General features: G+C 65.9%; 28 protein-coding genes and 1 tRNA gene. 16 read left to right on the top strand and 13 right to left on the bottom strand.

From position 1 onward, the window contains the following. Positions 1-14: 14 nt before the first annotated feature. From plsX to GSH16_RS08540, 6 genes are all read left to right on the top strand, one after another. Positions 15-1,166: a phosphate acyltransferase PlsX gene (gene plsX, locus GSH16_RS08565; RefSeq protein WP_160854036.1), complete on the top strand. Its 1,152-nt coding sequence runs from the start codon at positions 15-17 to the stop codon at positions 1,164-1,166. Then, positions 1,163-2,140, top strand: coding sequence for a beta-ketoacyl-ACP synthase III (locus tag GSH16_RS08560; protein WP_160854034.1), 978 nt, complete (start codon positions 1,163-1,165; stop codon positions 2,138-2,140). Before plsX ends, GSH16_RS08560 begins: the two co-directional genes overlap by 4 nt. A gap of 87 nt (positions 2,141-2,227) precedes the next feature. Continuing rightward, a complete protein-coding gene (ihfA, locus tag GSH16_RS08555) occupies positions 2,228-2,530 on the top strand; it encodes an integration host factor subunit alpha (RefSeq protein ID WP_160854032.1) in 303 nt (100 codons plus the stop codon). Between the two features lie 8 nt (positions 2,531-2,538). After that, positions 2,539-3,048, top strand: coding sequence for a MerR family transcriptional regulator (locus GSH16_RS08550; RefSeq protein WP_160854030.1), 510 nt, complete (start codon positions 2,539-2,541; stop codon positions 3,046-3,048). Between the two features lie 62 nt (positions 3,049-3,110). Continuing rightward, positions 3,111-3,187 (top strand) — tRNA-Pro (locus GSH16_RS08545). Between the two features lie 41 nt (positions 3,188-3,228). Beyond that, positions 3,229-4,323, top strand: coding sequence for a 2'-deoxycytidine 5'-triphosphate deaminase (locus tag GSH16_RS08540; protein ID WP_160854028.1), 1,095 nt, complete (start codon positions 3,229-3,231; stop codon positions 4,321-4,323). A 6-nt stretch (positions 4,324-4,329) separates the two neighbouring features. Here the strand turns inward: GSH16_RS08540 and scpB are convergent, their stop codons facing one another. The 6 genes from scpB to GSH16_RS08510 form a co-directional block, all read right to left on the bottom strand. Further along, positions 4,330-5,022, bottom strand: coding sequence for an SMC-Scp complex subunit ScpB (gene scpB / locus GSH16_RS08535; RefSeq protein WP_160854026.1), 693 nt, complete (start codon positions 5,020-5,022; stop codon positions 4,330-4,332). Next, positions 5,015-5,842, bottom strand: a complete 828-nt coding sequence (locus GSH16_RS08530) for a segregation and condensation protein A (protein ID WP_160854024.1) — start codon at positions 5,840-5,842, stop codon at positions 5,015-5,017. Before GSH16_RS08530 ends, scpB begins: the two co-directional genes overlap by 8 nt. Then, positions 5,835-6,848 (bottom strand): beta-N-acetylhexosaminidase, encoded by a 1,014-nt coding sequence (gene nagZ / locus GSH16_RS08525; RefSeq protein WP_160854022.1) that lies wholly within the window; start codon positions 6,846-6,848, stop codon positions 5,835-5,837. The genes GSH16_RS08530 and nagZ overlap by 8 nt, the downstream gene beginning before the upstream one ends. After that, positions 6,848-7,762, bottom strand: a complete 915-nt coding sequence (locus GSH16_RS08520) for an SPOR domain-containing protein (RefSeq protein WP_160854020.1) — start codon at positions 7,760-7,762, stop codon at positions 6,848-6,850. Before GSH16_RS08520 ends, nagZ begins: the two co-directional genes overlap by 1 nt. A 77-nt stretch (positions 7,763-7,839) precedes the next feature. Then, a complete protein-coding gene (argS, locus tag GSH16_RS08515) occupies positions 7,840-9,582 on the bottom strand; it encodes an arginine--tRNA ligase (RefSeq protein WP_160854018.1) in 1,743 nt (580 codons plus the stop codon). Between the two features lie 92 nt (positions 9,583-9,674). Next, positions 9,675-10,823, bottom strand: a complete 1,149-nt coding sequence (locus tag GSH16_RS08510; RefSeq protein WP_160854016.1) for a deoxyguanosinetriphosphate triphosphohydrolase — start codon at positions 10,821-10,823, stop codon at positions 9,675-9,677. An 80-nt stretch (positions 10,824-10,903) separates the two neighbouring features. Here GSH16_RS08510 and GSH16_RS08505 point away from each other — a divergent pair, with 80 nt between their 5' ends. Continuing rightward, positions 10,904-11,236: a HesB/IscA family protein gene (locus GSH16_RS08505; RefSeq protein WP_160854014.1), complete on the top strand. Its 333-nt coding sequence runs from the start codon at positions 10,904-10,906 to the stop codon at positions 11,234-11,236. Positions 11,237-11,246: 10 nt separating this feature from the next. Here GSH16_RS08505 and GSH16_RS08500 read toward each other — a convergent pair whose 3' ends face one another. After that, positions 11,247-12,065 carry a hypothetical protein gene (locus GSH16_RS08500; protein ID WP_160854012.1) on the bottom strand — a complete coding sequence of 273 codons (819 nt, stop codon included), beginning with the start codon at positions 12,063-12,065 and terminating at the stop codon, positions 11,247-11,249. A 190-nt stretch (positions 12,066-12,255) separates the two neighbouring features. Here GSH16_RS08500 and xth point away from each other — a divergent pair, with 190 nt between their 5' ends. Beyond that, positions 12,256-13,038 (top strand): exodeoxyribonuclease III, encoded by a 783-nt coding sequence (xth, locus tag GSH16_RS08495; RefSeq protein ID WP_160854010.1) that lies wholly within the window; start codon positions 12,256-12,258, stop codon positions 13,036-13,038. Between the two features lie 4 nt (positions 13,039-13,042). Here xth and GSH16_RS08490 read toward each other — a convergent pair whose 3' ends face one another. The 3 genes from GSH16_RS08490 to dksA all read right to left on the bottom strand — a co-directional run bounded on the left by GSH16_RS08490 (position 13,043) and on the right by dksA (position 15,935). Further along, positions 13,043-14,251 (bottom strand): FAD-dependent monooxygenase, encoded by a 1,209-nt coding sequence (locus GSH16_RS08490; protein WP_160854008.1) that lies wholly within the window; start codon positions 14,249-14,251, stop codon positions 13,043-13,045. Next, a complete protein-coding gene (locus GSH16_RS08485) occupies positions 14,248-15,375 on the bottom strand; it encodes a CaiB/BaiF CoA transferase family protein (protein WP_160854006.1) in 1,128 nt (375 codons plus the stop codon). The genes GSH16_RS08490 and GSH16_RS08485 overlap by 4 nt, the downstream gene beginning before the upstream one ends. 137 nt (positions 15,376-15,512) lie before the next feature. Next, positions 15,513-15,935 carry an RNA polymerase-binding protein DksA gene (gene dksA, locus GSH16_RS08480; RefSeq protein ID WP_160854004.1) on the bottom strand — a complete coding sequence of 141 codons (423 nt, stop codon included), beginning with the start codon at positions 15,933-15,935 and terminating at the stop codon, positions 15,513-15,515. A gap of 191 nt (positions 15,936-16,126) precedes the next feature. Between dksA and GSH16_RS08475 the strand changes: the two genes are divergently transcribed. The 7 genes from GSH16_RS08475 to GSH16_RS08450 are packed head-to-tail and all read left to right on the top strand — an operon-like array spanning position 16,127 to position 21,358. After that, positions 16,127-16,966, top strand: a complete 840-nt coding sequence (locus GSH16_RS08475) for an AAA family ATPase (RefSeq protein ID WP_160854002.1) — start codon at positions 16,127-16,129, stop codon at positions 16,964-16,966. Then, positions 16,963-17,409: a GNAT family N-acetyltransferase gene (locus tag GSH16_RS08470; RefSeq protein WP_160854000.1), complete on the top strand. Its 447-nt coding sequence runs from the start codon at positions 16,963-16,965 to the stop codon at positions 17,407-17,409. The genes GSH16_RS08475 and GSH16_RS08470 overlap by 4 nt, the downstream gene beginning before the upstream one ends. Next, complete coding sequence (locus GSH16_RS08465) at positions 17,409-18,794, top strand: DUF2927 domain-containing protein (protein ID WP_160853998.1); 1,386 nt, start codon at positions 17,409-17,411, stop codon at positions 18,792-18,794. Before GSH16_RS08470 ends, GSH16_RS08465 begins: the two co-directional genes overlap by 1 nt. Further along, the gene (locus GSH16_RS15770; RefSeq protein ID WP_205524044.1) at positions 18,791-18,958 is read left to right on the top strand and encodes a hypothetical protein; all 168 of its coding nucleotides are present in this window, start codon (positions 18,791-18,793) and stop codon (positions 18,956-18,958) included. Before GSH16_RS08465 ends, GSH16_RS15770 begins: the two co-directional genes overlap by 4 nt. Positions 18,959-18,964: 6 nt before the next feature. After that, positions 18,965-20,155, top strand: coding sequence for a vWA domain-containing protein (locus GSH16_RS08460; RefSeq protein ID WP_160853996.1), 1,191 nt, complete (start codon positions 18,965-18,967; stop codon positions 20,153-20,155). Continuing rightward, positions 20,152-20,658, top strand: a complete 507-nt coding sequence (locus GSH16_RS08455; RefSeq protein WP_160853994.1) for a DUF6653 family protein — start codon at positions 20,152-20,154, stop codon at positions 20,656-20,658. The genes GSH16_RS08460 and GSH16_RS08455 overlap by 4 nt, the downstream gene beginning before the upstream one ends. A 4-nt stretch (positions 20,659-20,662) precedes the next feature. After that, positions 20,663-21,358, top strand: a complete 696-nt coding sequence (locus GSH16_RS08450) for a M48 family metallopeptidase (RefSeq protein WP_160853992.1) — start codon at positions 20,663-20,665, stop codon at positions 21,356-21,358. Here GSH16_RS08450 and GSH16_RS08445 read toward each other — a convergent pair whose 3' ends face one another. Together GSH16_RS08445 and GSH16_RS08440 are read right to left on the bottom strand one after the other, a co-directional pair. Next, complete coding sequence (locus GSH16_RS08445; RefSeq protein ID WP_160853990.1) at positions 21,359-21,895, bottom strand: RSP_2648 family PIN domain-containing protein; 537 nt, start codon at positions 21,893-21,895, stop codon at positions 21,359-21,361. It lies immediately after the preceding gene. Beyond that, positions 21,895-23,091, bottom strand: coding sequence for an RSP_2647 family RNA methyltransferase (locus GSH16_RS08440; RefSeq protein ID WP_160853988.1), 1,197 nt, complete (start codon positions 23,089-23,091; stop codon positions 21,895-21,897). Before GSH16_RS08440 ends, GSH16_RS08445 begins: the two co-directional genes overlap by 1 nt. 261 nt (positions 23,092-23,352) lie before the next feature. On the opposite strand from GSH16_RS08440, the gene GSH16_RS08435 reads away from it, so the two are divergent. Continuing rightward, entirely contained in the window at positions 23,353-23,709 is a 357-nt protein-coding gene (locus GSH16_RS08435; RefSeq protein WP_160853986.1) for a hypothetical protein, read from the top strand. A 121-nt stretch (positions 23,710-23,830) separates the two neighbouring features. On the opposite strand, the gene GSH16_RS08430 is transcribed toward GSH16_RS08435, so the two are convergent. Beyond that, positions 23,831-24,034: an RSP_7527 family protein gene (locus GSH16_RS08430; protein ID WP_160853984.1), complete on the bottom strand. Its 204-nt coding sequence runs from the start codon at positions 24,032-24,034 to the stop codon at positions 23,831-23,833. Positions 24,035-24,101: the final 67 nt, after the last annotated feature.

Here is a 24,101-nt window from a genome sequence, read left to right as displayed (position 1 = left end):
GGGACTGTTCCGGTATGACGGAGACGGATGACCGGGCAGAACCGACGGGCGACAGAAGTGTCGTGATTTCCATCGATGCGATGGGAGGCGACAAAGGCGTGGCCGCCGTGATCGGCGGCATGCAGAAGTCGGCCCAGAAAAATGACGCTATCCGCTTTCTCGTCCATGGGGACGAAGAACAGATCGGGCCGCTTCTGAAGAAGCGGCCCGCTTTGGCTGCGCGCACCGAAATCCGCCACACGACCCGCGTCATCGCGATGGACGAGAAACCGTCCCGCGCGCTGCGCAGCGGCAAGGAGTCGAGCATGCGCGGCGCGCTCGACGCCGTATCTGCCGGAGAGGCTACCGTTGCCGTGTCCTGCGGCAATACCGGCGCACTGATGGCCATGTCGATGCTGGCCCTGCGCAAGGTGCCCGGCGTCAACCGCCCTGCCATTGCGATCCTCTGGCCGTCCCGCAACGAGGCGGGCTACGCGATCATGCTCGACGTGGGCGCCGATATCCGTGCCGACGCGCAGGATCTGATGACCTATGCGGTTATGGGCGCCTCCTATGCGCGCAACGGGTTCGGCATCAAGCGCCCGCGCGTCGGGCTCCTGAATGTCGGGACCGAGGATCACAAGGGCCGGAGCGAGTTGCACGAGGCCGCCGAACTGATCGCCGGCATCGCGGACCGGTCCGACTTCGACTATATCGGCTATGTCGAGGGAACGGACATGCCGTCCGGCAAGGTCGACATCATCGTGACCGACGGATTTACCGGCAATGTCGCGATCAAGACCGCCGAAGGCACCGCCAAGATGATCTCGCGGATGCTGCGCGATGCGTTCCAATATTCGCCGCTGTCGCGCATCGGAGCGCTGTTCGCGCTGACCTCTCTGCGGCGGCTGCAAAAGCGCATCGACCCGCGCCGGGTCAATGGCGGGGTGTTCCTCGGCCTCAACGGTATCGTGGTCAAATCGCATGGCGGGGCCGACGCGACGGGCGTCTCGGCCGCCATCAAGCTGGCCTTCCGGCTGGCACAATCCGGATTTTCAGACAAGCTCGCGGCCCGTGTGGCCAGCGGACTTGCAGTCATATCAGAAGACCGGCCCGACGAAGACCCGGCGGCAGAACCGCCGGATCAGACAGAGGGGACCGGTCCGAAAGCAGACGAGGCCCCATGAAACCGATCCGCGCCGTTCCGCTCTCCTGCGGGCATTACCTGCCCGAACGTGTCGTCGAGAATGCCGAGTTTGAGGCAACGCTGGACACATCGGACGAGTGGATCAGGGCGCGGACAGGGATCGAACGCCGCCATTTCGCGGCCGACGGGGAACTGACCTCCGATCTTGCGATCCATGCCGCCCGCGCGGCCCTGTCGAACGCAGGTATCGACGGATCGGAGATCGACGCGCTGGTGCTGGCCACCGCCACACCCGACCAGACCTTCCCCTCCACCGCGACGCGCGTGCAGGCGGCCATCGGCATGACGTCCGGTTTCGCCTTCGACATCCATGCGGTCTGCGCGGGATTCCTTTATGCGCTCGCCAATGCCAATGCGCTCATCGTGTCCGGCCAGGCGCGGCGCGTCATGGTGATCGGCGCGGAAACCTTTTCCCGGATCATGGACTGGACCGACCGCAGCACCTGCGTGCTCTTCGGTGACGGCGCGGGCGCGCTGATCCTGGAGGCACAGGAGGGCACGGGCGGGCCGGAGGATCGCGGCATCCTGTCGACGGACCTTCATTCCGACGGCCAGTATAACAGCCTCCTCTATGTCGACGGCGGCGTCTCCTCCACCCAGACCGCGGGCGTGCTGAAAATGGAGGGCCAGGAGGTCTTCAAACATGCGGTCTCGAAGCTCGCCGCCTGCGGTGAAGCGGCGCTTGAAGCCGCTGGCCTGACCTCGGCCGATGTCGATGTGGTGGTGCCCCATCAGGCCAACCTGCGGATCATCAGCCGGATGGCCGCAAAGATGGGCATCCCGATGGAAAAGGTGGTGGTCACGGTGCAGGATCACGGCAATACGTCCGCTGCATCCATCCCGCTTGCCCTCTCCACCGCGCATGCGGCAGGGCGGATCAAGCGCGGCGACGTGATGCTGATGGAAGCGATCGGCGGCGGCCTTGCCTGGGGAGCGGCGACAATCCGCTGGTAAGGGATTTGAACGACGGCGTGCAAGCCGTTGTTATTGACTCTCTTTCATGAAACCCAATATCGTTTTCCCGTATCGGGAGGTATCGATATGAGTGAAGGTACTTTGACGCGCATGGACCTCAGCGAGGCCGTGTTTCGCGAAGTGGGGCTGTCGAGAAACGAATCCGCCGATCTGGTCGAAAGCGTCATCCGCCATATGTCGGATGCGCTGGTCAACGGTGAAAGCGTCAAGGTTTCGTCCTTCGGAACCTTTTCCGTCCGCTCCAAGAACGCCCGTGTCGGGCGCAATCCCAAGACCGGTGAAGAGGTTCCGATTGAGCCGCGGCGGGTTCTGACGTTCCGCCCGTCCCACCTCATGAAAGAGCGGGTCGACGCCGGCAACAAGAGCTGAGGCCGGCGATGGAAAAATCCAGCCAGGCGTTCCGGACCATCTCCGAAGTGTCCGAGACGCTGGACGTGCCTGCCCATGTGCTCCGGTTCTGGGAAAGCAAGTTCAGCCAGATCCGCCCCGTGAAACGCGGCGGCGGGCGGCGCTATTACCGGCCCGAAGATGTGAACCTGCTGCGCGGCATCCAGACGCTCCTCTATACCGAGGGGCTGACGATCAAGGGCGTGCAGAAGGTCTTCAAAGACAAGGGCCAGCGCCACATCATCACGCTCGGTGCCGAAGGTTCGGCCCCCGACGATGCACCGGCTGCGCCTGCACCTGCGGCGCCGGCCCCCGCCTCCGACCCGTCCCCCACCGTCGAGGAAATCGCCATGGAACCCGAAATGACCCAGCCCAGCTTTCTGGACGAGCCACAAGCGGCCGCAAAGGCCGAAGCCGCCGCGCTGCCGGCCGAGCAGAAGGCCCGTCTCGAAGAGGTGATCCGCGGGCTCGAAGCGCTGCGCGACGAAATGCGAAAATGAAACCGGCCGCCCGCGCTTTCGACCTTGCCACGGGCGGCCAGCCGGATATAACACGCCTCAGTCGGGCTATAGCGCAGTTTGGTAGCGCGTTCGTCTGGGGGACGAAAGGTCGTGGGTTCGAATCCCGCTAGCCCGACCATCTCCCCGTCTGGCTGGCCAATCCTTGCAGCGGAGACCGACATGACAGAACGCCACGGCGTCCTGCCCTCGCAGACCTTGCGCCGGATGATCGCCGAAGGCGAGATCCGGGCCGACACCCCGATCATCGACGCCCAGATCCAGCCCGCGAGCCTCGACCTGCGGCTCGGACAGCGCGCCTGGCGCGTGCGGGCCTCGTTCCTGCCGGGCGCCGGCCGCCGCGTGGCCGACCGGCTGCCCGAGTTCCAGATGCACGAAATCGACCTCTCCGGCGGGGCGGTGCTCGAAAAGGGCTGCGTCTATCTGGTGGAACTGCAGGAAGCCCTCGCGCTGCCCGGCGACGTGTCGGCGGCGGCAAATGCCAAAAGCTCGACCGGGCGGCTCGACCTGTTCACCCGGCTCATCGCCGACCGCGCGACCGAGTTCGACCGGATCGAGGCGGGCTATCAGGGTCCGCTTTTCGCAGAAATCTCGCCGCGCTCCTTCTCGGCCCTCGCCCGCCCCGGCATGCGGCTCAACCAGATCCGGTTCCGCCGTGGCCAGGCGGTCTATTCCGACGATGAGCTGCGGGCGCTGAATGCCGCCGAACAGCTCGTCAACGGCCCCGCCCATATCGATGACGGTCTCGGCTTTTCCGTCGACCTGTCCGACGCGATCGGCGATGTCGTGGGTTACCGCGCAAAACCGCATACCGGCCTCATCGATCTTGACCTGATCGGCCATTACGACCCGGCCGACTTCTGGGAGCCGGTGACCGCACCGCGCGGACATGTGGTGCTCGACCCGGGTGCCTTCTATATCCTCGTCAGCCGGGAAGCCGTGCATGTGCCGCCCGATTGCGCAGCCGAGATGGCGCCCTATCTGGCGCTCGTCGGCGAGTTCCGCGTTCACTATGCTGGCTTCTTCGACCCCGGTTTCGGACATGCCGCCGCCGGCGGCAGCGGGTCACGCGGGGTGCTGGAGGTGCGCTGCCATGAAGCGCCCTTCGTGCTGGAGCACGGGCAGGATGTCGGGCGGCTGGTCTATGAGCGGATGCTGGAGCGGCCGGACATTCTTTACGGCGCCGACATGGGGTCAAACTATCAGGGCCAGGGGCTCAAACTGTCCAAACATTTCAAGACGCCGCCGGCGTCCTGACGGGCCTCACTCGAACAGTTCGTCCTGATCCTCGTCCTCGTCCACCTCGTCCGCATCATCCCCGAGCGGGGCCTCGCCCGTCGGTGACATGCCCGGCGGCGGGCGGTTGTCGAGCAGACCGGCGGCGCGCAATTCCTGCACACCCGGCAGGTCTTTCGGCGTTTCCAGCCCGAAATGATCAAGGAAATGCTGTGTGACGACGAAAGTCACGGGCCGGCCCGGCGTCATCCGCCGCCGCCCGATGCGGATCCATTCCAGTTCCAGCAGCAGGTCGATCGTGCCGCGCGACACGGACACGCCGCGGATTTCCTCGATCTCGGCGCGGGTGACGGGCTGGTGATAGGCGATGATCGCCAGCGTCTCGATCGCGGCCCGCGATAGCTTGCGTTTCTCCTCGGTCTCGCGGCTCATCAGGAAGCCCAGATCGGCCGCGGTGCGGAAGGCGAAAGCATCGTCGACGCGGACGAGCTTCACACCGCGCCCCTCGTAGCGCTTGCGCAGGTGCACGATGGCCTCCGCCGGGTCGCAGCCATGCGGCATCCGCGCGGCCAGTTCGCGCACCGACATGGGCTGGGCGGAGGCAAAGAGCAGCGCCTCGACCATCCGTTCCTGTTCGCCCATCGGCGGGGCGGCAAAGAGCGAGGCCGTATCGGTCGAACCCGCTTCAGCCGTTGCGTTCGGATTGAGATCGTCAGGCATCGCGTCCTCCTTTGCGGCGCAACTGGATCGGGGCGAAAGTTTCGGCCTGCCGGATTTCCAGATCGCCCGATTTGACCAGTTCGAGCGACGCGGCGAAGGTCGCCGCCATGGCCGACCGGCGCTCCTTCGGGTCCTTGGTCCAGGCGTCGGGCAGATATTGCGACAGGTCGCCCCAGTCGATGGCGTGCCCGATCAGCCCCTTCATCCGGTCAAGCGCCTGCTCCATCGTCAGGACCTTGTCGCGTTTCAGGTGCAAGGGCTCGAAATCATCGCGCGTCTTGATCCGCGCATAGGCCTGCATCAGGTCGAGAAGCGTCGCCGAATAGGTCACCTTGCGGCGGTGGGACATGGTCTCCGTCTCGCCGCGCGCGAAGAAATCCCGGCCGAGCTGGTCACGGCCCATCAACCGCGCGGCGGCGCGGCGCATCGCCTCCAACCGTTCAAGCTGGAAGGCCAGATGAGCGGCCAGTTCCTCGCCCGAGGGGCCCTCGTCAGCCGGATCGGGCGGCAGCAGAAGGCGCGATTTCAGGAAGGCCAGCCAGGCCGCCATCACCAGATAGTCCGCCGCCAGTTCGATGCGGAGCCGTTTCGCCTGCTCGACGAATTTCAGATATTGCTCGGCCAGCTGCAGGATCGAGATGCGCCGCAGGTCGACCTTCTGGGTGCGCGCGAGCGTCAGCAGCAGGTCGAGCGGTCCCTCGTAGCCGTCCACGTCGACGAGCAGCGCCTCGGACGCGCGGCGGGCCTCGACATCGACGATGGGCGCGGCATCGCCGTCGAAATCAAGCGCAGCGTCGCGCGGTGACAGATCGTCAGGCATGGTGGCTCTCCCCTGTCAACTCGTCCAGACATGCGCGGGCCTCGGCCGGATCGGCACCCGTTGCGGGGCGCGCGGCAAGCGCTGCATCGGCCCGCGCCAGCGCAACACCGGCGAGGCGCGGCACGTTGTCGGCAACATCGACCATTTCGGGCATCTCGCCATTGCAATGGAGCGCCATGTCGAGACCGGCCGCGAGCGCGCGGCGGCTGCGGGCACCTGCCGTGCCGGACAGAGCCCCCATCCCGATATCGTCGGTCATCAGCAGGCCGCTGAAACCCAGATCGGCGCGGATCAGGTCCGTCACCAGGGCCGACTGGCTGGCCGGGGCCGCAGGGTCGATCGCCGAGTAGACACAGTGGGCAACCATGCCCATCGGCAGGTCGGCCAGCGCCCGGAACGGTGCGAAATCCTCGGCCATCAGCGTCGCGCGGTCGGTCTCGATCCGCGGCAGGTCGGCATGGCTGTCGAGATCGGCCCGCCCCTGCCCCGGCATATGTTTCAGGACCGACGCGACACCGCCCTCCGCCTGCCCCTCGGCCAGCGCGCGACCGAGCCGCGCGACCGTGTCCGCGTCATGGCCGTAGCAGCGGTTGCGCAGCACGGCGTGGGTCTCGGGGCGCGCCACATCGGCGAGCGGTGCGCAGTTCACGTCAATGCCGACCGCGCGCAACTCGGCCGCGATCAACCGGCCGCGGGCGCGCATCACATCCGCCTGTTTCTGCGGCTCGGCGGCAAACATGTCCGCCATGTCGAGCGCGGGCGGCACTTCCGTCCAGTGCGGCGCGCGCATCCGCGCCACCCGCCCGCCTTCCTGATCGATCAGGACCGGCGCATCGCGGCCCACGCTGTCGCGCAAGTCAGCCGTCAGACGCGTCAGGCGCGCGGGCGTGTCGATGTTGCGGGCAAAGAGAATGAACCCCCAAGGGTCCGCATCCCGGAAGAAAGCGGCCTCGTCCGGCGTCAGGTCGGGCCCGCTCGTTCCGAATATGGCGGCCCGCGGTGCCATCACTCGGCCCGCGTCGCGATGCAGGGCACCTTGCGCGCCTGAAGCGCCGCGCAGATGGCCTCGGTTTCGGCCATGGAGGCAAAGCCACGCGCCCGCAGGCGGAAGAGCGTCTGCCCGCCGATGCGGGTTTCCTCGATGATCTTGGCCTTCGAGCCGAGCAGATCGCTGTTTTCGCGGCGGATCAGGTCCCACTGGGCATCGGCCACATCGGCGCTCGCATAAGCGCCGATCTGGATCAGCGCGTCACCGGCCGGAACTTCCGTGCCGGTCTCGGCCACCGGTTCGGCCAGATTTCCCGCGATCAGATTGGCAATTTCGGACTGCTGGGCCGGCGCGCCGCCCGACAGGGTCGCCGGGCGCGACACCGGGCGCGGGAAGCGCGGATCTGGCGTTACCTCGACCACCTCTTCATCAGCCTCGCTCGCATCAAGCGCGGAACTGTCGCTCGCTTCAGCTTCGAGCGGCGTGGGGCCGGACGCGGTGGCCAGTGCTGCGGTCGCGCTCGCCGTCGCCTCGTCCGGATTGGCCAGAACCGGCACCGGAACGGTCGTGTCGAGCGCGGCCCCGGGCACATCTTCCTCCGCCAGAGCCGTTGGCGCCGGAGCGGTGCTCGTGTCCGCGGACACGCTCGGCGGCGTGTCGGAGGCCAGAACATCGTTGACGGCGAGCCCCTGATTGGCCGTTTGCGTGCCACCCGGGTCGATCGGGCGCTCGCGCGCCGGCCCCTCGGCGGCGCGGATCACCGGCAATTCGGACGCGTCGCGCACGCCGAGCCGGTATGACCAGATCACAATTCCCACAACCAGACTGACCGACAGGATGGCCAGCCCGAAGCGGGCGGCCGTCACCATCAGCCCGCCGAGACCACCACGGGTCGCCGCATGATCGGATTCGTCGATGAACTCGTCCTGCATAGGGCCCCAATCTTAGACACGCACACTTTATCTTGTATGCGCCACTGCTCCAACCCCGAAATATGCGTCGGACGTTTTTACATCTCGTTGACCGGGGTGACTCCCAGAATACCAAGCCCGCCGGCAATAACAACCGCCACGGCGGCGGCAAGTGCCAGCCGGGCCGAGGACGTAGCGGCATCCCCGTCGACCAGGAACCGCTGCGCCGGTTCGAGCTTGCCCAGATGCTGCAGGCTGTGGAATTCCGACGCCAATTCATAGAGATAGAAGGCGATGCGGTGCGGCTCGTGATGCTGCGCCGCCAGTTCCAGCAGGCGCGGCCAGGAGGCCAGCTTCTGCGCCAGAGCCAGTTCCGCCGGATGGCCGAGCCGCGACAGGTCGGCTGCCGACAGCGCGGCCGCGCTCGTGTCGATCCCGGCCTCGGCCCCGCGCCGCAGCAGCGACTGCACCCGCGCATGGGCATATTGCACGTAGAAAACCGGATTGTCCTTGGACTGCTCCATCGCCTTGTCGAAGTCGAAATCGAGCGGCGCGTCGTTCTTGCGCGTCAGCATGACAAAGCGGGTCACGTCAGCGCCAACCTGATCGACCACATCGCGGAGCGTCACGAAAGTGCCTGCACGTTTCGACATCTTGAACGGCTCGCCGTTCTTGTAGAGCTTCACCAACTGCGTCAGCTTCACGTCGAGCGGCACGCGATCGTCGGACAGGGCCGCGACCGCCGCCTTCATCCGCTTCACATAGCCGCCATGGTCGGCGCCGAACACGTCGATCAGACTGTCGAAGCCGCGTGTGACCTTGTCATAGTGATAGGCGATGTCCGGCGCGAAATAGGTCCAGGACCCGTCGGATTTCTTCACCGGCCGGTCCACATCGTCCCCATGCGCGGTGGAGCGGAAGAGCGTCTGCTCGCGCGCCTCCCAATCTTCGGGCGTCTTGCCCTTGGGCGGCTCCAGCACGCCCTCGTAGATCAGTCCCTTGCTGTCGAGATCTTCAAGCGCCGCCTCGATCCGGCCGGTGCCGTAGAGCGATTTTTCCGAGAAGAATACGTCCATCTCGACGCCCAGAGCCTTGAGGTCCGCCCGGATCAGATCGAGCATCGCGTCGGTCGCGAAGCTGCGCAGATCGTCGAGCCACACATCCTCGGGCGCATCCATAAGGCTGTCGCCATATTTCTCAGCCAGCGCCTGCCCCACCGGGATCAGATAGTCGCCCGGATAGGTGCCGTCGACAAACTCGACCGCCTCGCCATTGGCCTCGCGGTAGCGCAGGTAGGCCGAACGGGCCAGAACATCGACCTGCGCGCCGCCATCGTTGATGTAATATTCGCGCGTCACGTCATAGCCCGCGAAATCGAGCAGGCCGGCAAGCGCGTCGCCGAAGACCGCGCCGCGCGTGTGGCCGACATGGAGCGGCCCGGTCGGGTTGGCGGAGACAAATTCAACATTGACCTTCTGGCCCTTGCCCATGTCGGACCGGCCGAAATCGGTACCGTGGTCCAGCGCGGTCACGATGGTCGAGAACCAGAGCGCCGGATCGAGCCGCAGGTTCAGGAACCCCGGCCCCGCTACATCGGCGCTTGCCACCCGCGGATCTTCGGCCAGACGGGAGGCCAGCGCATCGGCAATGTCGCGCGGTTTCCGAGCCGCAGGTTTGGCCAGCACCATCGCGGCATTTGTCGCCATGTCGCCGTGGCTTGCATCGCGCGGCGGCTCGACGCTGACATTGGACATGTCGAGCCCCTCGGGCAGGTCGCCCGCGGTCACCATCGCGTCAAGCGACTGCAAAACAAGGGTCTTGATATCGGCAAACAGGTTCATCGTCTCATCCGTCTTATCTGTGCGCGCGGCCATAGCACAGGGGTCGTGCCGGGGCCACAGGCAATGGCCCCGATCCGGTCGCGCAGCGCGGGTCAGACCCGCATCATCGGGTCTGTCAGTTTGTTATATTCCTGCAGCGCGTAACGGTCCGTCATGCCGGCAATATAGTCGGCAATGACCCAAGCCTGCTGGACCTCGCCGCCCTTGCCGGCCCAGACCTGCCATTCGTCTGGCAGCATGCCGGGATCGTCGAAGAAGATCTCGAACATCTCCTTCACGATGATCGCTGCCTTGCGCCGCATCCGCCGCACCTTCCAGTGACGGTACATGTTCTTGAAGAAGAAGGCCCGGATCGTGCGCAGATCCTCCTGCACAGGAGCGGAGAAGGCCACGACCTGCTCGCCGCATTCGCGGATGTCCTGCGCGGTTTCCGGCGCGATGCGGTCAAGGTTGGCCTGCGTCTGCGCAATCACATCCTCGACCATCACGCCGAACACGCGACGCAGCGCCTCATGCTGCCGGCGCGCCGGATCGAGCCCCGGATGCTTGCGGTCCACCTCTGCAAAACAGGGGCCGATGATCGGCAGGTCGCACAGTTGCTCGACCGTGAACAGGCCCGCGCGCAGGCCGTCATCGAGATCGTGATTATTGTAGGCAATATCGTCCGAGATCGCCGCGACCTGCGCCTCGGCGCTGGCATAGGTCCCCAGTTCCAGATCGTGCTGGCCGACATAATTGGCCAGCGCATAGGGCACCGCACCCTCCACCGGGCCGTTATGTTTGGCAATGCCTTCAAGGGTTTCCCAGGTCAGGTTCAACCCGTTGAAATCGGCATAATGGCGCTCCAGCAGGGTCACGATCTTGATCGCCTGCGCATTATGGTCGAAGCCGCCATAGGGGATCATCATCTCGTGCAGCGCGTCTTCGCCGGTATGGCCGAAGGGCGTGTGGCCAAGGTCATGGGCAAGTGCGACCGCCTCGGTCAGTTCCGCGTTCAGCCCCAACACCCCCGAGATGGTCCGCGCCACCTGCGCCACCTCGATCGAATGGGTCAGCCGGGTGCGGTAATAGTCGCCCTCATGCTCGACGAAGACCTGCGTCTTGTGCTTGAGCCGCCGGAACGAGGAGGAATGGATGATCCGGTCGCGGTCGCGCTGGAAACAGGACCGGTGCGCCGATCCCTCCTCCTGAAACAACCGTCCCCGGCTCTGCTCCGGAAAGGAGGCATAGCTCGCAAACATCTGATCTCTCAACCCTTGTGGCCCTTGGGGGCGCGCCTTATCTATGGCATCTTCTACAGGATGCAGAGACGGGCCGAAAGATGGAGCTTTCCCTTCCCCCCAAAGTGACGGACCGCGCGTTCGACCAGATTGCCGAGATCAATCAGGGCGGCGCGGGCAAGGCGTTGCGCGTGGCGGTCGAGGGCGGCGGCTGTTCGGGCTTCCAGTACGAGATCACGCTCGCCGATACGGCCGAGGCGGATGATCTGGTGCTGGCACGGGGCGAGCAGAAAGTGCTGATCGACCCGGTTTCCCTGCCCTTCCTGACCAATGCGACCATCGATTTCACAGATGAGCTGATCGGTGCCCGGTTCACGGTCGACAATCCCAATGCCACATCAAGCTGCGGCTGCGGGACCAGCTTTTCTATCTGATCCGCCGCCGTCACTCGGCAGCGTGGCGTTGCAGCACAGCCTCCGTCACGCTGTGGCGGTAGCCGAATTCGACGCAGAGCGCGGGTGACAGGCGCGCGGCGATGCGTGCGCATGCTGCTTCTCCCATGACCGCAACCGGATCGAAGGCTGCAACATCTGCCGCGATTTGCGCTTGCGTGCGCCCATCCCGCTTCGTTGATCGCGGCAGCGGGTCCAGCCCGCCATCCGGCAGGTCCAGCGCCCGCAGCGCCCCACCCAGACTGGCGGCCGGATCCGCCACGAAATCCTCGAACCTGATCCACGCCACGGGCTGCCCGACCGCCTTGCAGGCAGCAGCACAGGCCTGTGCCGCGCGGATCTTGGCCTGCCAGAGGTCGACGGGCGACCGCAGCAGGTGCCCGAGCCCGTCACGGGACGAGAGCCGCCAGGGCCGGTCGATGAAATCGATCAGGCTCCGTGCGGGAGGTCCGGCCATATGGTAGGGCCGCCGGTAGAGCGACCAGAGCCAGGCATAGGGATCGCGGACCGTCAGCAGGAGCCGCATGTCCAGCGCGGCGAAAGACGGATCATGGCGGGGTGCGGCATGTTTCCATGCGTGGAGCGCGGACCGGCCGGCAGCGGCCTCCTCCCGAGCGGCCTCTCGGTGCAACCGCCGCCAACTGCCGCGAAAATGGCTCTCGATCGCGGCATCAAGCTCCGCCTGTTCCGCCGTCCTTGCTCCCGTCAGTGGCCCCCGCCCCGGCAAGGAGACCTGACCCGCCCGCCGGATCATCGCGAGCATCGCCCGCGTACCGGTATGCCGCTCGCCATGGAGTTTCAGGATCGCCATGCGCACACGCCCCCTGCCTGCCCGCGCGAAACCGTTCCGCGCGCGGTCCGGCCACAGTTTCCGCGTCCCGTCTTTCCATTTTGTTAACCATGATGCCGATCACGGCCGGTTCCGCCTTGCCGCTGGCAGGTCCCGCGGGATAGCCTCGCCCCTCCAGTCACACCACGCCAAAGCCATCCGGGGACCGTCCATGCGCATTGCCAGTTTCAACATCAACGGGATCAAGGCGCGTCTGCCCGCCCTTCTGGACTGGCTGTCGGAAAGCAAGCCCGACGTGGTTTTGCTGCAGGAAATCAAATCGATAGACGAAAACTTTCCGCGCGAACCGATCGAGGATCTGGGCTACCATGTGGAAACCCACGGGCAAAAGAGCTTCAACGGCGTCGCGATCCTGTCACGCCTGCCGATCGAGGATGTGACCCGCGGCCTGCCCGGCGATCCCGACGATGAACAGGCCCGCTGGATCGAGGCGACAGTCATCGGGGACGAGGGCGCGGTGCGCGTCTGCGGGCTCTACCTGCCCAACGGCAATCCCGTTCCGGGACCGAAATTCGACTACAAGCTCGCCTGGATGGATCGGCTTTTCGACCGCGCACAGGCACTGTTCGATGCTGAAGAACCGGCGCTGATGGCCGGTGACTACAATATCATCCCTGCACCCGACGATGCGGCGCGCCCGAAAGACTGGTGGGGCGATGCGCTCTACCGTCCCGAAAGCCTGGCGGCCTGGCGGCGGGTGGTGAATATCGGCTTCACCGAGGCGTTCCGCGCCCGCGACGCCGCGCCGATGAATTACACGTTCTGGGACTATCAGGCCGGTGCCTGGAACAAGAATGACGGCATCCGCATCGACCATTTCCTGCTGACGCCAGCGGCCGCCGACCGTCTGGTGGATTGCCAGATCGACCGCCATGTGCGCGGGCGGGAAAAGCCCTCCGACCATGTGCCGATCTGGGTGGAACTGGCGCTCTGACGGTTCAGGGGTGGGTGCGGGTCACATCGGCCCCGTAGATCCAGTCGAATTTCCGCTCCAGAAGACCCGGCGCGCTGCGACCGACCAGCCGCATCCCGCCATGCAGGATCTGCCGCGCCGGGCCGGACCCCATGTGATAGATTTTCGCATTGCCCGCCGAGGTCGCCTGCACACGGGTCGCCCGCGCCAGACGCGCGCGGCTGTAGGCGCGGAGCGCGGCGCCATGATCGTCCGGTGACCCGGCCAGTTCGGCCGCCAGCACCCAGGCATCTTCGAGCGCCATGGTCGCGCCCTGTGCCATGAACGGCAGCATCGGGTGGCAGGCGTCGCCCAGAAGCGCCACGCGTCCGGACGCCCAGTCGCGTAGCGGCGGATGATCGAAAAGCCCCCAGACGAAACAGTCCTGCAGCGCGTCGAGGAGGGCCGAGACCTCCGGCGCCCATCCGGCAAAGGCGGCCCGCACATCGGCGGGATCGGCGCCACGGGTCCAGCTTTCTTCGGTCCAGTCGGCCCGTTCCTCCACCGCGACGATATTGGCCAGCGTGCGCCCGCGCAGCGGATAGGCAACCAGATGCCGGCCCGCACCCATGAACACTTGCGCGGCATCGGGAAGGGGCGCGGGCAAGGCCGCCATCGGAACCAGCCCGCGCCATGCTACCTGCCCCGTAAACCGGACCTGCTCGCCGCCAAAAAGCGCGGCGCGAACACGCGAGCGTACACCGTCCGCCGCGACCAGCGTGCCATGCGTGCTGGTCTGGCCAGCCGCATCTTTCAGCAATACAGGTCCGTCAGTCCCATCGTCGCGCGCGATGCCCGTGATCCGCCGGCCGAGTTGCAAGGACACGCCCTCGCGCCGCGCGGCGTCAGCCAGAATGCCGACCAGATCCGCACGGTGGATCTGCCAGAACGGCCGTCCATGCCGCATCTCGATCTGCCGGCCCAAGGGGACGGTTGCCACGCGGCGACCGCTCCGCCCATCACGCAGATGCACGGCCTCCGGCTGGCCGGCGACCACGGCAACTGCGTCCCGCAGCCCGAGCCCTTCCAGCACCGCGACGCCATTTGGGCTGATCTGGAGCCCCGCACCGACCTCGGACAGCGCGTCCGCCTGCTCGATCAGGTCCACGGCACATCCGCGGCGAGCCAGCGCGATCGCGGCCGCAAGCCCGCCGATTCCGCCGCCCAGAACGGTGATGCTCCTGTTGCCGCTCATGCAGTGCCCTCGCTGTCAAGAAAATCGACCGGAAGACCCAGTTCACCGAGAATGTCCGCTGTCGCGCCGCCTTCAGGCGACAGATCGGGCGGGTCAACCGCTCCACCGCAGCGCGGGGCAATGGCCGGGTGCTGCGTGTCGCCGCGCGCCACCAGCGCCGCACGTGCCGCCATATGCGGATCATCCATCACCTCGTCGAGCGCCCGCACGGGCGTCACACAGGCATCCGATCCGGCGAAATGCGCCGCCCAGTCGGCTTGGTCGCGACTGGCGAAAATTTTTTCCAGCTGCGCCGCCTGCGCCGCAAAACACGCCGGGTCGTTCTGGTTGCCATAGCTGTCGGGGTCGATCCCGAGGCGGGCCAGCATTTCGGCGTGAAACTGTGGTTCGATACAGCCCACGGCCATAAACCGGCCGTCGCGGGTCCCATAACAGCGATAATAGGGCCGCCCGCCGTCGAGCAGGTTGGCGCCCCGCGCCGCATCCCATGCACCCGCGCCGGCCAGCGAATGGATCATGCCCATCAGCGCCGAGGTGCCGTCACAAATCGCCGCATCGACCACCCGACCCTGCCCGTTCTCGCGCGCCGCAATCACGCCGGCCAGCAGGCCGAGCGCCAGAAAGAGCGACCCCCCACCGAAATCCCCGACAAGGTTCAGGGGCGGCGGCGGCGGCCTGTCGGCATCACCCATGGCCTGCAACGCGCCGGTGACGCCGATATAGTTGATGTCATGGCCCGCCATTCCGGCATAGGGCCCCGCCTGCCCCCAGCCGGTCATCCGCCCGTAGACGAGCGCCGGATTTTCCGCGAGCGCCACATCCGGTCCGAGGCCGAGCCGTTCCATCACACCCGGGCGGTTGCCCTCGATCAGCGCGTCGGCACGCCCCATCAGCGCGCGGGCGACATCGCGGTCACGGGCACGTTTCAGGTCAAGACGAATCGAGCGCTTGCCCCGGCGTTCGACCGCGCCGGCAGGGCGCAGCGGGTTCGGAACCGGCCGGTCGACAACGATCACGTCCGCGCCGAGATCGGCCAGAAGCTGCCCGGCAAACGGCCCCGGCCCGAGGCCGGCAAATTCAAGGATGCGGATTTTTGCAAGCGGTGGCGGGAGGGGATCAGCCATGCGGGCTCCTTTCGCCGCGCAGTCTGGCACGCCCGGGCGGGCGCGTCATCGGTCCGGACCCGGCAATTTCTGGTCCTGCAAACAAAAAGGCCGCCTCCCCTTGGCGGGGATGCGGCCCAGGTCAGCGGTCATCGCGATCAGTCGTCGCGATGGACCTTTTCCTTACGCTCATGCTGTTCCTGCGCTTCAAGCGACAGGGTCGCGATCGGCCGGGCTTCGAGCCGTTTAAGCGAAATCGGCTCTCCGGTCACGTCGCAATAGCCGTAGGTTCCCTCCTCGATGCGGCGCAGGGCTGCGTCGATCTTGGAGACCACCTTGCGTTGACGATCGCGTGTACGCAGTTCCAGCGCACGGTCCGTTTCCTCGGACGCGCGGTCTGCAACATCGGGAATATTCCGAGTCCCGATTTGCATACCTTCGATCGTATCGCGGCTTTCCTGAAGTATAGATTGCTTCCAGGCGATCAGTTTGGCGGTAAAATAGGCTTTCTGACGATCGTTCATGAACGGTTCGTCTTCAGAAGGGCGGTAGGTGTCGCCCTCGATAGTCTCTGCTTTCATCAAGCATCACTCCGACTGCTGGGACCTTTGCCTGCGACGGGTCTTTTCGCGCCGGTCGCTGCGCCGGTCCTAACCCCTTATGGGGCGGTCATAGACAGATTTGGAGGGAATGTCACGCGGGATATGTGTGCTTGAACCCGCCCCGCGCCACCCATAGTCTTGGCCCCGAGAGGCAATCGGGGCGGGCAATCATGCAATTTTCGGGCACGGACGACTATGTGGCCACGGAGGATCTGCGGATCGCCGTCAATGCAGCGATTCGGCTGGAGCGCCCGCTTCTGGTGAAGGGCGAGCCCGGCACCGGAAAGACCGAACTGGCGCGGCAGGTGGCCCGCGGGCTCGACCTGCCGATGCTCGAATGGTCGGTCAAATCCACCACCAAGGCCCAGCAAGGGCTCTATGAATATGACGCTGTCAGCCGGTTGCGCGACAGCCAGTTGGGCGACCCGCGGGTCAGCGATGTGTCGAACTATATCCGCAAGGGCAAGCTCTGGGAGGCATTCGAGGCCGAGGGGCGCGTGGTGCTGCTCATCGACGAGATTGACAAGGCCGATATCGAGTTTCCCAACGACCTTTTGCAGGAACTCGACCGGATGGAGTTCTTCGTCTACGAAACCGGAGAGACCGTCCGCGCGCGCCAGCGCCCCATCGTCATCATCACGTCGAACAACGAGAAGGAATTGCCCGACGCCTTCCTGCGGCGCTGTTTCTTCCACTATATCAGCTTCCCCGATCAGGAAACGCTCGCGCGGATCGTCGACGTGCATTTCCCGGGCATCAAGCCGCGGCTCCTGAACGCCGCGCTCACCCAGTTTTTCGAGATCCGGGAAACGCCGGGTCTGCGCAAGCGGCCCTCGACGAGCGAGGTGCTCGACTGGCTGAAGCTGCTTCTGGCCGAGGATCTGGAGGCCGAGGACCTGAGCCGCGACCCGAAAACCGCCCTGCCCCGCCTGCATGGTGCGCTTCTGAAGAACGAGCAGGATGTGCAACTTTTCGAACGGCTCGCCTTCATGGCGCGGGGCCGGCAATGACGCTTGCGATTCGCCCGCTCACCCCGGCTGACGAGGCCGACTGGCGTCGGCTCTGGACCGCCTATCTCGACTTCTACGAAGCGACCGTGCCCGAGCCGGTCTATGCAACCACCTTCCGGCGGCTTTGCAGCGATGATCCGCAGGAGTTCCACGGCCGTCTGGCGGTGCGGGACGGGGTGCCGGTCGGGCTCGTCCACTACCTGTTTCACCGCCATTGCTGGCGGGTGGAGAACACGGTCTATCTGCAGGACCTCTATGTCGCGCCCGAGGCACGCGGCACCGGCGCAGGGCGGGCCCTCATCGAACATGTCTATGCCGCGGCCGATGAAGCCGGCTGCCCGTCGATCTACTGGCTGACGCAGGAGGGCAACGCGACCGCGCGGCAGCTTTACGACCGGATCGGCAAGAAGTCCGATTTCATCGTCTACCGGCGGCCCGCCTGATGTGGGGCCGTGGCCTTGCTCTGGCGCTGCCGCTCCTTGCCGCGGCCTGTGCCGAATTGCCCGCGCCGGCGTCGCCCGAGCGCCCGCAGGCTCAAAGCGTTACCGTGGCGCGGTTCCCCACGCAAATCCGCCCGCAAGGTGTCGCGCGGTCGAACCGGATGCTGGCAAATGACATTCTCGAACTGGCTTTCCAGCTGGAAAACGGTGATCCGCTGCCGGGCCTGTTGCGCTACGAGCGCCCGGTTCGGATTGCGCTTCGCTCCGAGGGTCTGCGCGCCTACCGCCCCGAGATTGACGGGCTGATCGCGCGGTTGCGGGCCGAGGCCGGGATCGACATTGCGCTGACCGGCGACGTCGCGCGGGCCGACATGCATATCCAGCTTGTGCCGTCTGCCCAGATGAACCGCGTGGCGCCCGGAGCCGCCTGTTTCATCGCGCCCGGTGTGGACGGATGGGAGGTTTTCCGGAAACAGGGGCGCCGCAACCGCACCGACTGGCGCGACCTGCGCACCATGGGCACAGTCGGAATTTTCATCCCCGACGACAGCCCCCCGCAGGAAGTTCGCGACTGCCTGCATGAGGAGGTCGCGCAGGCGCTCGGGCCGGTCAATGATGTCTACCGGCTCTCCGACACGGTCTTCAACGACGACAATTTCCATTCCGTGCTGACACCTTTCGACATGACCGTGCTGCGGACCATCTACCAGCCCGAATTCCGCTCCGGCATGCCGCGGGCCGCGATGGCCGCACAATTGCCCCGCGTGCTGGCGCGCACCAACCCGAAAGGCGGGCGCGCCCCTGTTGCCGAAGCCGCCACCAATGCCCGCTGGGACGAGGCGATCGAACAGGCGCTCGACCGCCGCAACCGGCGCGGAACGCGCGAGAACGGCGCCCGCGCAGCGGTGCAACTCGGTCAGGCCATGCGGCCGCAGGATCACCGGCTCGGCGTGTCCCATCTGGCGCTCGGGCGGCTCTATCTGCGGCAGGATGCGTCCGCCGCGACGCTGCAATTCGTGCGGGCCTATGACATGTTCCGCCGCGCAGCCGGTGGCGTGGATATCCGCGCCGCGCAGGCGGCGATGCATCTGGCGGTGGTGGCGCTGGCCGACGGGCAGAACGACATAGCCTTCAGCCTGGCCGAGGAAGCCCTGCCCGCCGCCCGCGCGGCTGAAAATGCGCTGCTTCTGTCCGGTCTCCATGCCATTCAGGCGGCCGTGTTCGAGGCGCGCGGACAGATGCAAAGCGCCGCGGCCGCACAGGAAGACAGTCTGAAATGGGCGCGCTTCGCCTTCGGTCCGTCCAGCGCCGCGATCCGCGAGGCCCAGGACCAGATCGACGCCTTTGCCGAGGCCGCCCTGCTTCAGACCAGAGAGGAAAGACCATGATCATTCTCGTCGCCGCACTGATCGGCGTCGCATGGGGCTATGTCCGCGCCAAGCGCGCCGGTGGCAACACCAAGGACCGGCTGCAATATGCCGCCGCCCACGGGCTCGCCTTTGCCGTGGCGGGGCTGTTCCTGTCGATCCTGCTCGGCCACCTGCTGGGCTGAAACCCGATGTTTCTCGGGTTCTTCCTTGCCTTGCGAGACGGCGGCGTTCCGGTAACGCTCAGGGAGTTCCTGACCTTCCTCGAAGCGCTCGACGCGGATGTGCCCGCGCGCGACCCGGAAGCGTTCTACTATCTCGCCCGCGCGGCGATGGTGAAGGACGAGCGGTTCCTCGACCGGTTCGACCGCGCCTTCGCCGCCCACTTCAAGGGCCTGTCGGGCGGCGCAGGACCGGACGGCACCGGAACCGGCCCGCAGGGACTGCCCGAAGACTGGCTGCGCAAACTGGCCGAAAAGCACCTGAGCGAAGAGGAAAAGGCCCTGATCGAATCGCTGGGCGGTTTCGACAAGCTCATGGAAACGCTGAAGAAACGGCTGGAAGAGCAGGCCGGGCGGCATCAGGGCGGCTCGAAATGGATCGGCACGGCCGGCACCTCGCCTTTCGGGGCGTTAGGCTACAATCCCGAAGGGGTGCGGATCGGCCAGAAGGAAAGCCGGCACAAAAGCGCGGTAAAGGTCTGGGACCAGCGCCAGTTCCGCAATCTTGATGACAGCGTGGAACTGGGCACGCGGACGATCAAGGTCGCCCTGAAACGGCTGCGCCGCTGGGCCCGCGACGGCGCGGCGGAGGAGTTCGACCTGTCCGGCACCATCCGCGCCACGGCAGAGCATGGCTATCTGGACGTGCAGACCCGGCCGGAACGGCGCAACGCGGTCAAGGTGCTGCTCTTCCTCGACGTGGGCGGCTCGATGGACGCCTATGTGCGGCAGATGGATGAACTGTTTTCCGCCGCGAGCAGCGAGTTCAAGCATTTCGAACATTTCTACTTCCACAACTGCCTCTATGAGGGCGTCTGGAAGGACAATCGCCGCCGGCACGACCAGCAGGTGGCCACGGCCGAAATCCTGCGCACCTTCGGCCGCGACTACAAATGTATCTTCGTCGGCGACGCGGCCATGTCGCCCTACGAGATCGTCCAGCCGGGCGGCGCGAACGAGCATTGGAACGCGGAGGCCGGCCATGTCTGGCTCACCCGCGCCCGCGAGCAATGGCCGTCGCATGTCTGGCTGAACCCCCTGCCCGAGGCGCATTGGCGCTACACCCAGTCGGTCGGCATGATTCGCCAGATTTTCGAGGACCGGATGTTCCCGCTGACCCTGCAGGGCCTGTCCGGCGCGATGCGGGACCTCTCGCGATGAGCATAATGGACCGGCTGGCCGCGCTGCACCGGCTCGACGAAGAGGGTTGGGCGCGCCACGCCAACCCGTGGAGCGTCTGGACCCGCATCCCGATCCTGCCCGCCGTGACGCTGGTCCTGTGGTTCGCGCCCGCGATGGGCTGGTGGACGCTCCTGCCGCTGGGGCTGATCGCGTTCTGGACCGCGATCAATCCACGCGCTTTCGGTCCGCCGGAATCCACCCGGTCCTGGCCGGCACGCGGCGTGATGGGTGAGCGCGTCTGGCTGGCGCGTGCCGAGCGCCCGATCCCGCCCCATCACGAACGGATGGCGCAACTGCTGGTCTGGGTGGCGGCCGCCGGGCTGCTCTTTCTCGTCTGGGGGCTCTGGACCCATGCGGGCGGGCTGACGCTCTTCGGCCTTGCGCTCGCCTTCGGCGGCAAGATGTGGTTCATCGACCGGATGGTCTGGCTCTATGATGACATGGCGCGCGAAGACCCCATATATGCAGCATGGATGAGGTAACATCATGCTGAGGCTGGCCCCGATCCTGATCGCCGTCGCGGTCGGGCTTGTCATGTATCTTTTCTCGGCCAACCGGCTGAAACGCGACCTCGACCGCAAGTCCTCCCGCCTGAGCGATCCGATCCTAAACGCCCTGACCGCGCGGATGGCGCAGGAACTGGGCGTCAAGGAGGTTCCTGTTTACGTTTATGAAATCGAACCGGTAAACGGGCTCGCGGCCCCTGACGGGCGCGTTTTCATCACCCGCGGCTTCTTGCGCAAATACCAGTCGGGCGCGGTGTCGGCGGCGGAACTCTCCTCCGTCATCGCGCATGAACTGGGTCATGTGGCGCTCGGCCATGCGCGCCGGCGGATGATCGACTTCAGCGCCCAGAATGCCATCCGCGTGGTGCTGACCATGGTGATCGGGCGGCTGGTGCCGGTGGTCGGACCGTGGATCGCGCAGGGCCTGGTGACGCTCCTGACGGCGACCCTGTCGCGGCAGGACGAGTTCGAGGCCGATGCCTATGCCGCTGCGCTCCTCACAAAGGCAGGGATCGGCGTTGCCCCCCAGATTGCGCTCTTCGAGAAACTCGACCGGATGACCGGCATGGGTGGTCAGGGCGGTCCGGTCTGGCTGTCGAGCCACCCACAGACCGAAAAGCGGATCGCGGCGCTGCGCAGGCTCGAAGCGGGATGGACCACCGCCCGGGAGGGCTGATCAGCCGAGCGCCTTGCCGAGCCGCGGCAGCCCCGCCCGCCGCAGGAGCGGCCGGAGCGGCTGCTCGCGCCCCGAAATCTTCTCCGTCCGGGCCTGCACTTGGGCCACGACAGCCTCGACCAGCGACAGGTCCATATCGGCCAGCAGGAACTGATCGGGGCTGACCGGGCGCACGCCCGACGCGGCCAGCCTGCGCAGCGGGAAATCCCGCAGGTTATGGGTCACGATCAGCGATGCCTGACCGTCGATCGCGGCGGCCAGCACATGGCGGTCATTTGCATCCGGCAGGTCGAGCGTGGCCTCGGTTGCCTGGTCGATGGCGATGCTGGCGCCGGGGAAGGCCGTATTCAGAAGCGCGATTTCCCCTTCCGCGATGGCACCGGCCGCCGGGTCGGGCAGCCGCAGCGCGGCGCGGCGCCATTCCTCGAGGATGCGCGGCGACCAGAGCGGCGCATAACCGCCCTCGGCCGCGACACCCGTCAGGATCTCGCGGAGCACGGTCGGGAACAGCACGCAGGCATCGAGGACCGCGCGCATCAGTCGAGCCGCAGGAAGACGGCTTTCAGGTAGCTGCTTTCGGCCAGATGCGGATGGACCGGATGGTCCGGCCCCGCCTCGCCCACATGCAGGATCTGCGCGCGGCGACCGGCCCGGCCGACGCCTTTCAGCGAAACCTCTCGGAACTTTGCCAGATCGGCCGCATGGCTGCAGGAGCAGAGTACAAGATAGCCGCCGGGCGCCACCAGTCCGGTGCCGAGCCGCGCGACACGTTCATAGGCGCGCAATCCGGCCTCCAGCGCCGGCTTGGCCGGTGCAAAGGCAGGCGGATCGCAGATCACGAGGCCGAACTGCCGGTCCTCGGCTGCAAGCGCCTCCATCTCCGCGAATGCATCCCCGCGCCGTGTGGTGAAACGGTCTGCCGTGCCGGAGGTTTTCGCGCCGGCTTCAGCCAGTTCGAGCGCCGAAGCCGACCCGTCAACCGCCGTGGCCGAAGCGGCGCCTGCCGCCAGCGCTGCGAGAGAGAAACCGCCGACATGGGAAAACACATCGAGCACATCCTGACCGCCCGCCAACCGTGCCGCAAAGGCATGGTTCGGCCGCTGGTCGTAGAAGAGCCCCGTCTTCTGGCCGCCGATCAGGTCCGCCATGTATGTCGCACCATTCATCGGCACGGCCAGCGGCCCGTCCAACTGCCCTGCCAATAGATCGACCCGCTCGTCGAGCCCTTCGAGCTTGCGCGCCCGCCCGCTGCCGTTCATCACGATGGTGCTGACCGGAACGGCTTTTTGCAGCCCGGCGCAAAGCGCGTCCAGATGCGAGTCCGTCCAGGCCGCGTTCGGCTGCACGACCGCCGCATCGCCGAACCGGTCGACGATCAGCCCCGGCATCCCATCCGCCTCGGCATGGACGAGCCTGTAGTAGGGCGCATCGTAAAGCCTGTCCCGCAAGGCGGCGGCGCGGGCGAACCGGGCTTCGAACCAGTCCGCATCAACATCCTCCACCGGGCCAAGGCCCAACATCCGCACGGCGATCTTCGAATTGGCATTGAAAGCGCCGTAGCCGAGCGGCTGGCGGTTGCCATCCTCGACCGCAACGATTGCACCGGGTGCGATATTGCGGCTGCGCCGGTCGAGCACCAGCTGGTCGGCAAAGATCCACGGCGCGCCGAATCGGATCTGCCGCGGCGAGATTTTCGGCTTCAGCCGAACGGTCGGTGTCTGAATGTCGCTCATGCCTGTCTCCTAACGCGGCGGCGCGTGATGGGAAAGACCGATTGAAGCCGGGGGTGGCTTGCGTTGCGGGTCTCCTTACGACCCAAGGTCAAACATCGGCGCCATAAAAAGGTGAGCAAATTTGACCTAAATCAAGGTTCTCATTTTTTGCGTCGGATTAGTGCAACACTGCCGATTGCGAGCCGGGCAGGATGGTGAACCGCGTCCTGCCCCACGCGCAATCGCGCCACTCATTGGGGCATTAATGAGTAAGGAAGACCAATGAAGAAAGTAACAGCCGGCGCGTGTCTGATCGCCTTGACCCTGACAGCATGCGCAAAATCCCCAGATAAGATCAGCGCGGATTATGTAAGCCCGACCGTCTACTCCTCCAAAAACTGTGGCGAGATCGTTTCGGAACGCAATGCCATTGCAACCCGTGTCAACAAGTTGGCTGATGACCAGCAAAGCAAGGCGACGAGCGATGCCGTGGCAACAGGCGTTGCAATTGTTCTGTTCTGGCCTGCCGCATTTCTTCTTGCCACCGGCGACGATCATGAGAATGAACTCGCGTCGACCAAGGGTCACTACGAAGCGCTCACACAAGCCGGCATCAAGCAGGGATGTTTCTCGGTTTGAGGGCAGACTGATAGAAAGTCTTACATTGGGGGCCGGCAATTGCCGGCCTTTTTTTCCTGCAGCCAAAAAAAATGGGCCGTCCGGGACGGCCCAAGTCTAGGGAGGAACTTTGAATAGGGTGTCAGGCGTGCGTCGGACGCTTGAAGAGGGTCGCAACCGAGCGGATCGCTGCGGTCATGGCGCGGCCGAGGGCCTTGAAGCTGTCGCGCACGGCTTCGGCGCGCATTTCGTGGGCGCGGGCGATATAGGCTTCGCGCTCGTTAATGTCCGGCACACGGAAATCATACTGGCTCATGTCGAGGTCTCCGGTTCGCGGCCCGGTCACCGGGCGCGCTTGAATCTGTTGACCTCAACGTAAGGCGACCACCGGCTCTGTTGCAGTGCAAAAAAGT

The organism is Oceanomicrobium pacificus, from assembly GCF_009833495.1.
Taxonomy (GTDB): Bacteria; Pseudomonadota; Alphaproteobacteria; order Rhodobacterales; family Rhodobacteraceae; genus Oceanomicrobium; species Oceanomicrobium pacificus.
The sequence above is the reverse complement of the archived record's forward strand: the minus strand, read 5'-3'. Positions and strand labels throughout refer to the sequence as shown.

What these genes read in the sequence shown, in the direction of transcription:
- plsX (WP_160854036.1), top strand. Translation starts at nt 15, where the DNA reads ATGACGGAGACGGATGACCGGGCAGAACCGACGGGCGACAGAAGTGTC.
- GSH16_RS08560 (WP_160854034.1), top strand. Translation starts at nt 1,163, where the DNA reads ATGAAACCGATCCGCGCCGTTCCGCTCTCCTGCGGGCATTACCTGCCC.
- ihfA (WP_160854032.1), top strand. Translation starts at nt 2,228, where the DNA reads ATGAGTGAAGGTACTTTGACGCGCATGGACCTCAGCGAGGCCGTGTTT.
- GSH16_RS08550 (WP_160854030.1), top strand. Translation starts at nt 2,539, where the DNA reads ATGGAAAAATCCAGCCAGGCGTTCCGGACCATCTCCGAAGTGTCCGAG.
- GSH16_RS08540 (WP_160854028.1), top strand. Translation starts at nt 3,229, where the DNA reads ATGACAGAACGCCACGGCGTCCTGCCCTCGCAGACCTTGCGCCGGATG.
- scpB (WP_160854026.1), bottom strand. Translation starts at nt 5,022, where the DNA reads ATGCCTGACGATCTCAATCCGAACGCAACGGCTGAAGCGGGTTCGACC.
- GSH16_RS08530 (WP_160854024.1), bottom strand. Translation starts at nt 5,842, where the DNA reads ATGCCTGACGATCTGTCACCGCGCGACGCTGCGCTTGATTTCGACGGC.
- nagZ (WP_160854022.1), bottom strand. Translation starts at nt 6,848, where the DNA reads ATGGCACCGCGGGCCGCCATATTCGGAACGAGCGGGCCCGACCTGACG.
- GSH16_RS08520 (WP_160854020.1), bottom strand. Translation starts at nt 7,762, where the DNA reads ATGCAGGACGAGTTCATCGACGAATCCGATCATGCGGCGACCCGTGGT.
- argS (WP_160854018.1), bottom strand. Translation starts at nt 9,582, where the DNA reads ATGAACCTGTTTGCCGATATCAAGACCCTTGTTTTGCAGTCGCTTGAC.
- GSH16_RS08510 (WP_160854016.1), bottom strand. Translation starts at nt 10,823, where the DNA reads ATGTTTGCGAGCTATGCCTCCTTTCCGGAGCAGAGCCGGGGACGGTTG.
- GSH16_RS08505 (WP_160854014.1), top strand. Translation starts at nt 10,904, where the DNA reads ATGGAGCTTTCCCTTCCCCCCAAAGTGACGGACCGCGCGTTCGACCAG.
- GSH16_RS08500 (WP_160854012.1), bottom strand. Translation starts at nt 12,065, where the DNA reads ATGGCGATCCTGAAACTCCATGGCGAGCGGCATACCGGTACGCGGGCG.
- xth (WP_160854010.1), top strand. Translation starts at nt 12,256, where the DNA reads ATGCGCATTGCCAGTTTCAACATCAACGGGATCAAGGCGCGTCTGCCC.
- GSH16_RS08490 (WP_160854008.1), bottom strand. Translation starts at nt 14,251, where the DNA reads ATGAGCGGCAACAGGAGCATCACCGTTCTGGGCGGCGGAATCGGCGGG.
- GSH16_RS08485 (WP_160854006.1), bottom strand. Translation starts at nt 15,375, where the DNA reads ATGGCTGATCCCCTCCCGCCACCGCTTGCAAAAATCCGCATCCTTGAA.
- dksA (WP_160854004.1), bottom strand. Translation starts at nt 15,935, where the DNA reads ATGAAAGCAGAGACTATCGAGGGCGACACCTACCGCCCTTCTGAAGAC.
- GSH16_RS08475 (WP_160854002.1), top strand. Translation starts at nt 16,127, where the DNA reads ATGCAATTTTCGGGCACGGACGACTATGTGGCCACGGAGGATCTGCGG.
- GSH16_RS08470 (WP_160854000.1), top strand. Translation starts at nt 16,963, where the DNA reads ATGACGCTTGCGATTCGCCCGCTCACCCCGGCTGACGAGGCCGACTGG.
- GSH16_RS08465 (WP_160853998.1), top strand. Translation starts at nt 17,409, where the DNA reads ATGTGGGGCCGTGGCCTTGCTCTGGCGCTGCCGCTCCTTGCCGCGGCC.
- GSH16_RS15770 (WP_205524044.1), top strand. Translation starts at nt 18,791, where the DNA reads ATGATCATTCTCGTCGCCGCACTGATCGGCGTCGCATGGGGCTATGTC.
- GSH16_RS08460 (WP_160853996.1), top strand. Translation starts at nt 18,965, where the DNA reads ATGTTTCTCGGGTTCTTCCTTGCCTTGCGAGACGGCGGCGTTCCGGTA.
- GSH16_RS08455 (WP_160853994.1), top strand. Translation starts at nt 20,152, where the DNA reads ATGAGCATAATGGACCGGCTGGCCGCGCTGCACCGGCTCGACGAAGAG.
- GSH16_RS08450 (WP_160853992.1), top strand. Translation starts at nt 20,663, where the DNA reads ATGCTGAGGCTGGCCCCGATCCTGATCGCCGTCGCGGTCGGGCTTGTC.
- GSH16_RS08445 (WP_160853990.1), bottom strand. Translation starts at nt 21,895, where the DNA reads ATGCGCGCGGTCCTCGATGCCTGCGTGCTGTTCCCGACCGTGCTCCGC.
- GSH16_RS08440 (WP_160853988.1), bottom strand. Translation starts at nt 23,091, where the DNA reads ATGAGCGACATTCAGACACCGACCGTTCGGCTGAAGCCGAAAATCTCG.
- GSH16_RS08435 (WP_160853986.1), top strand. Translation starts at nt 23,353, where the DNA reads ATGAAGAAAGTAACAGCCGGCGCGTGTCTGATCGCCTTGACCCTGACA.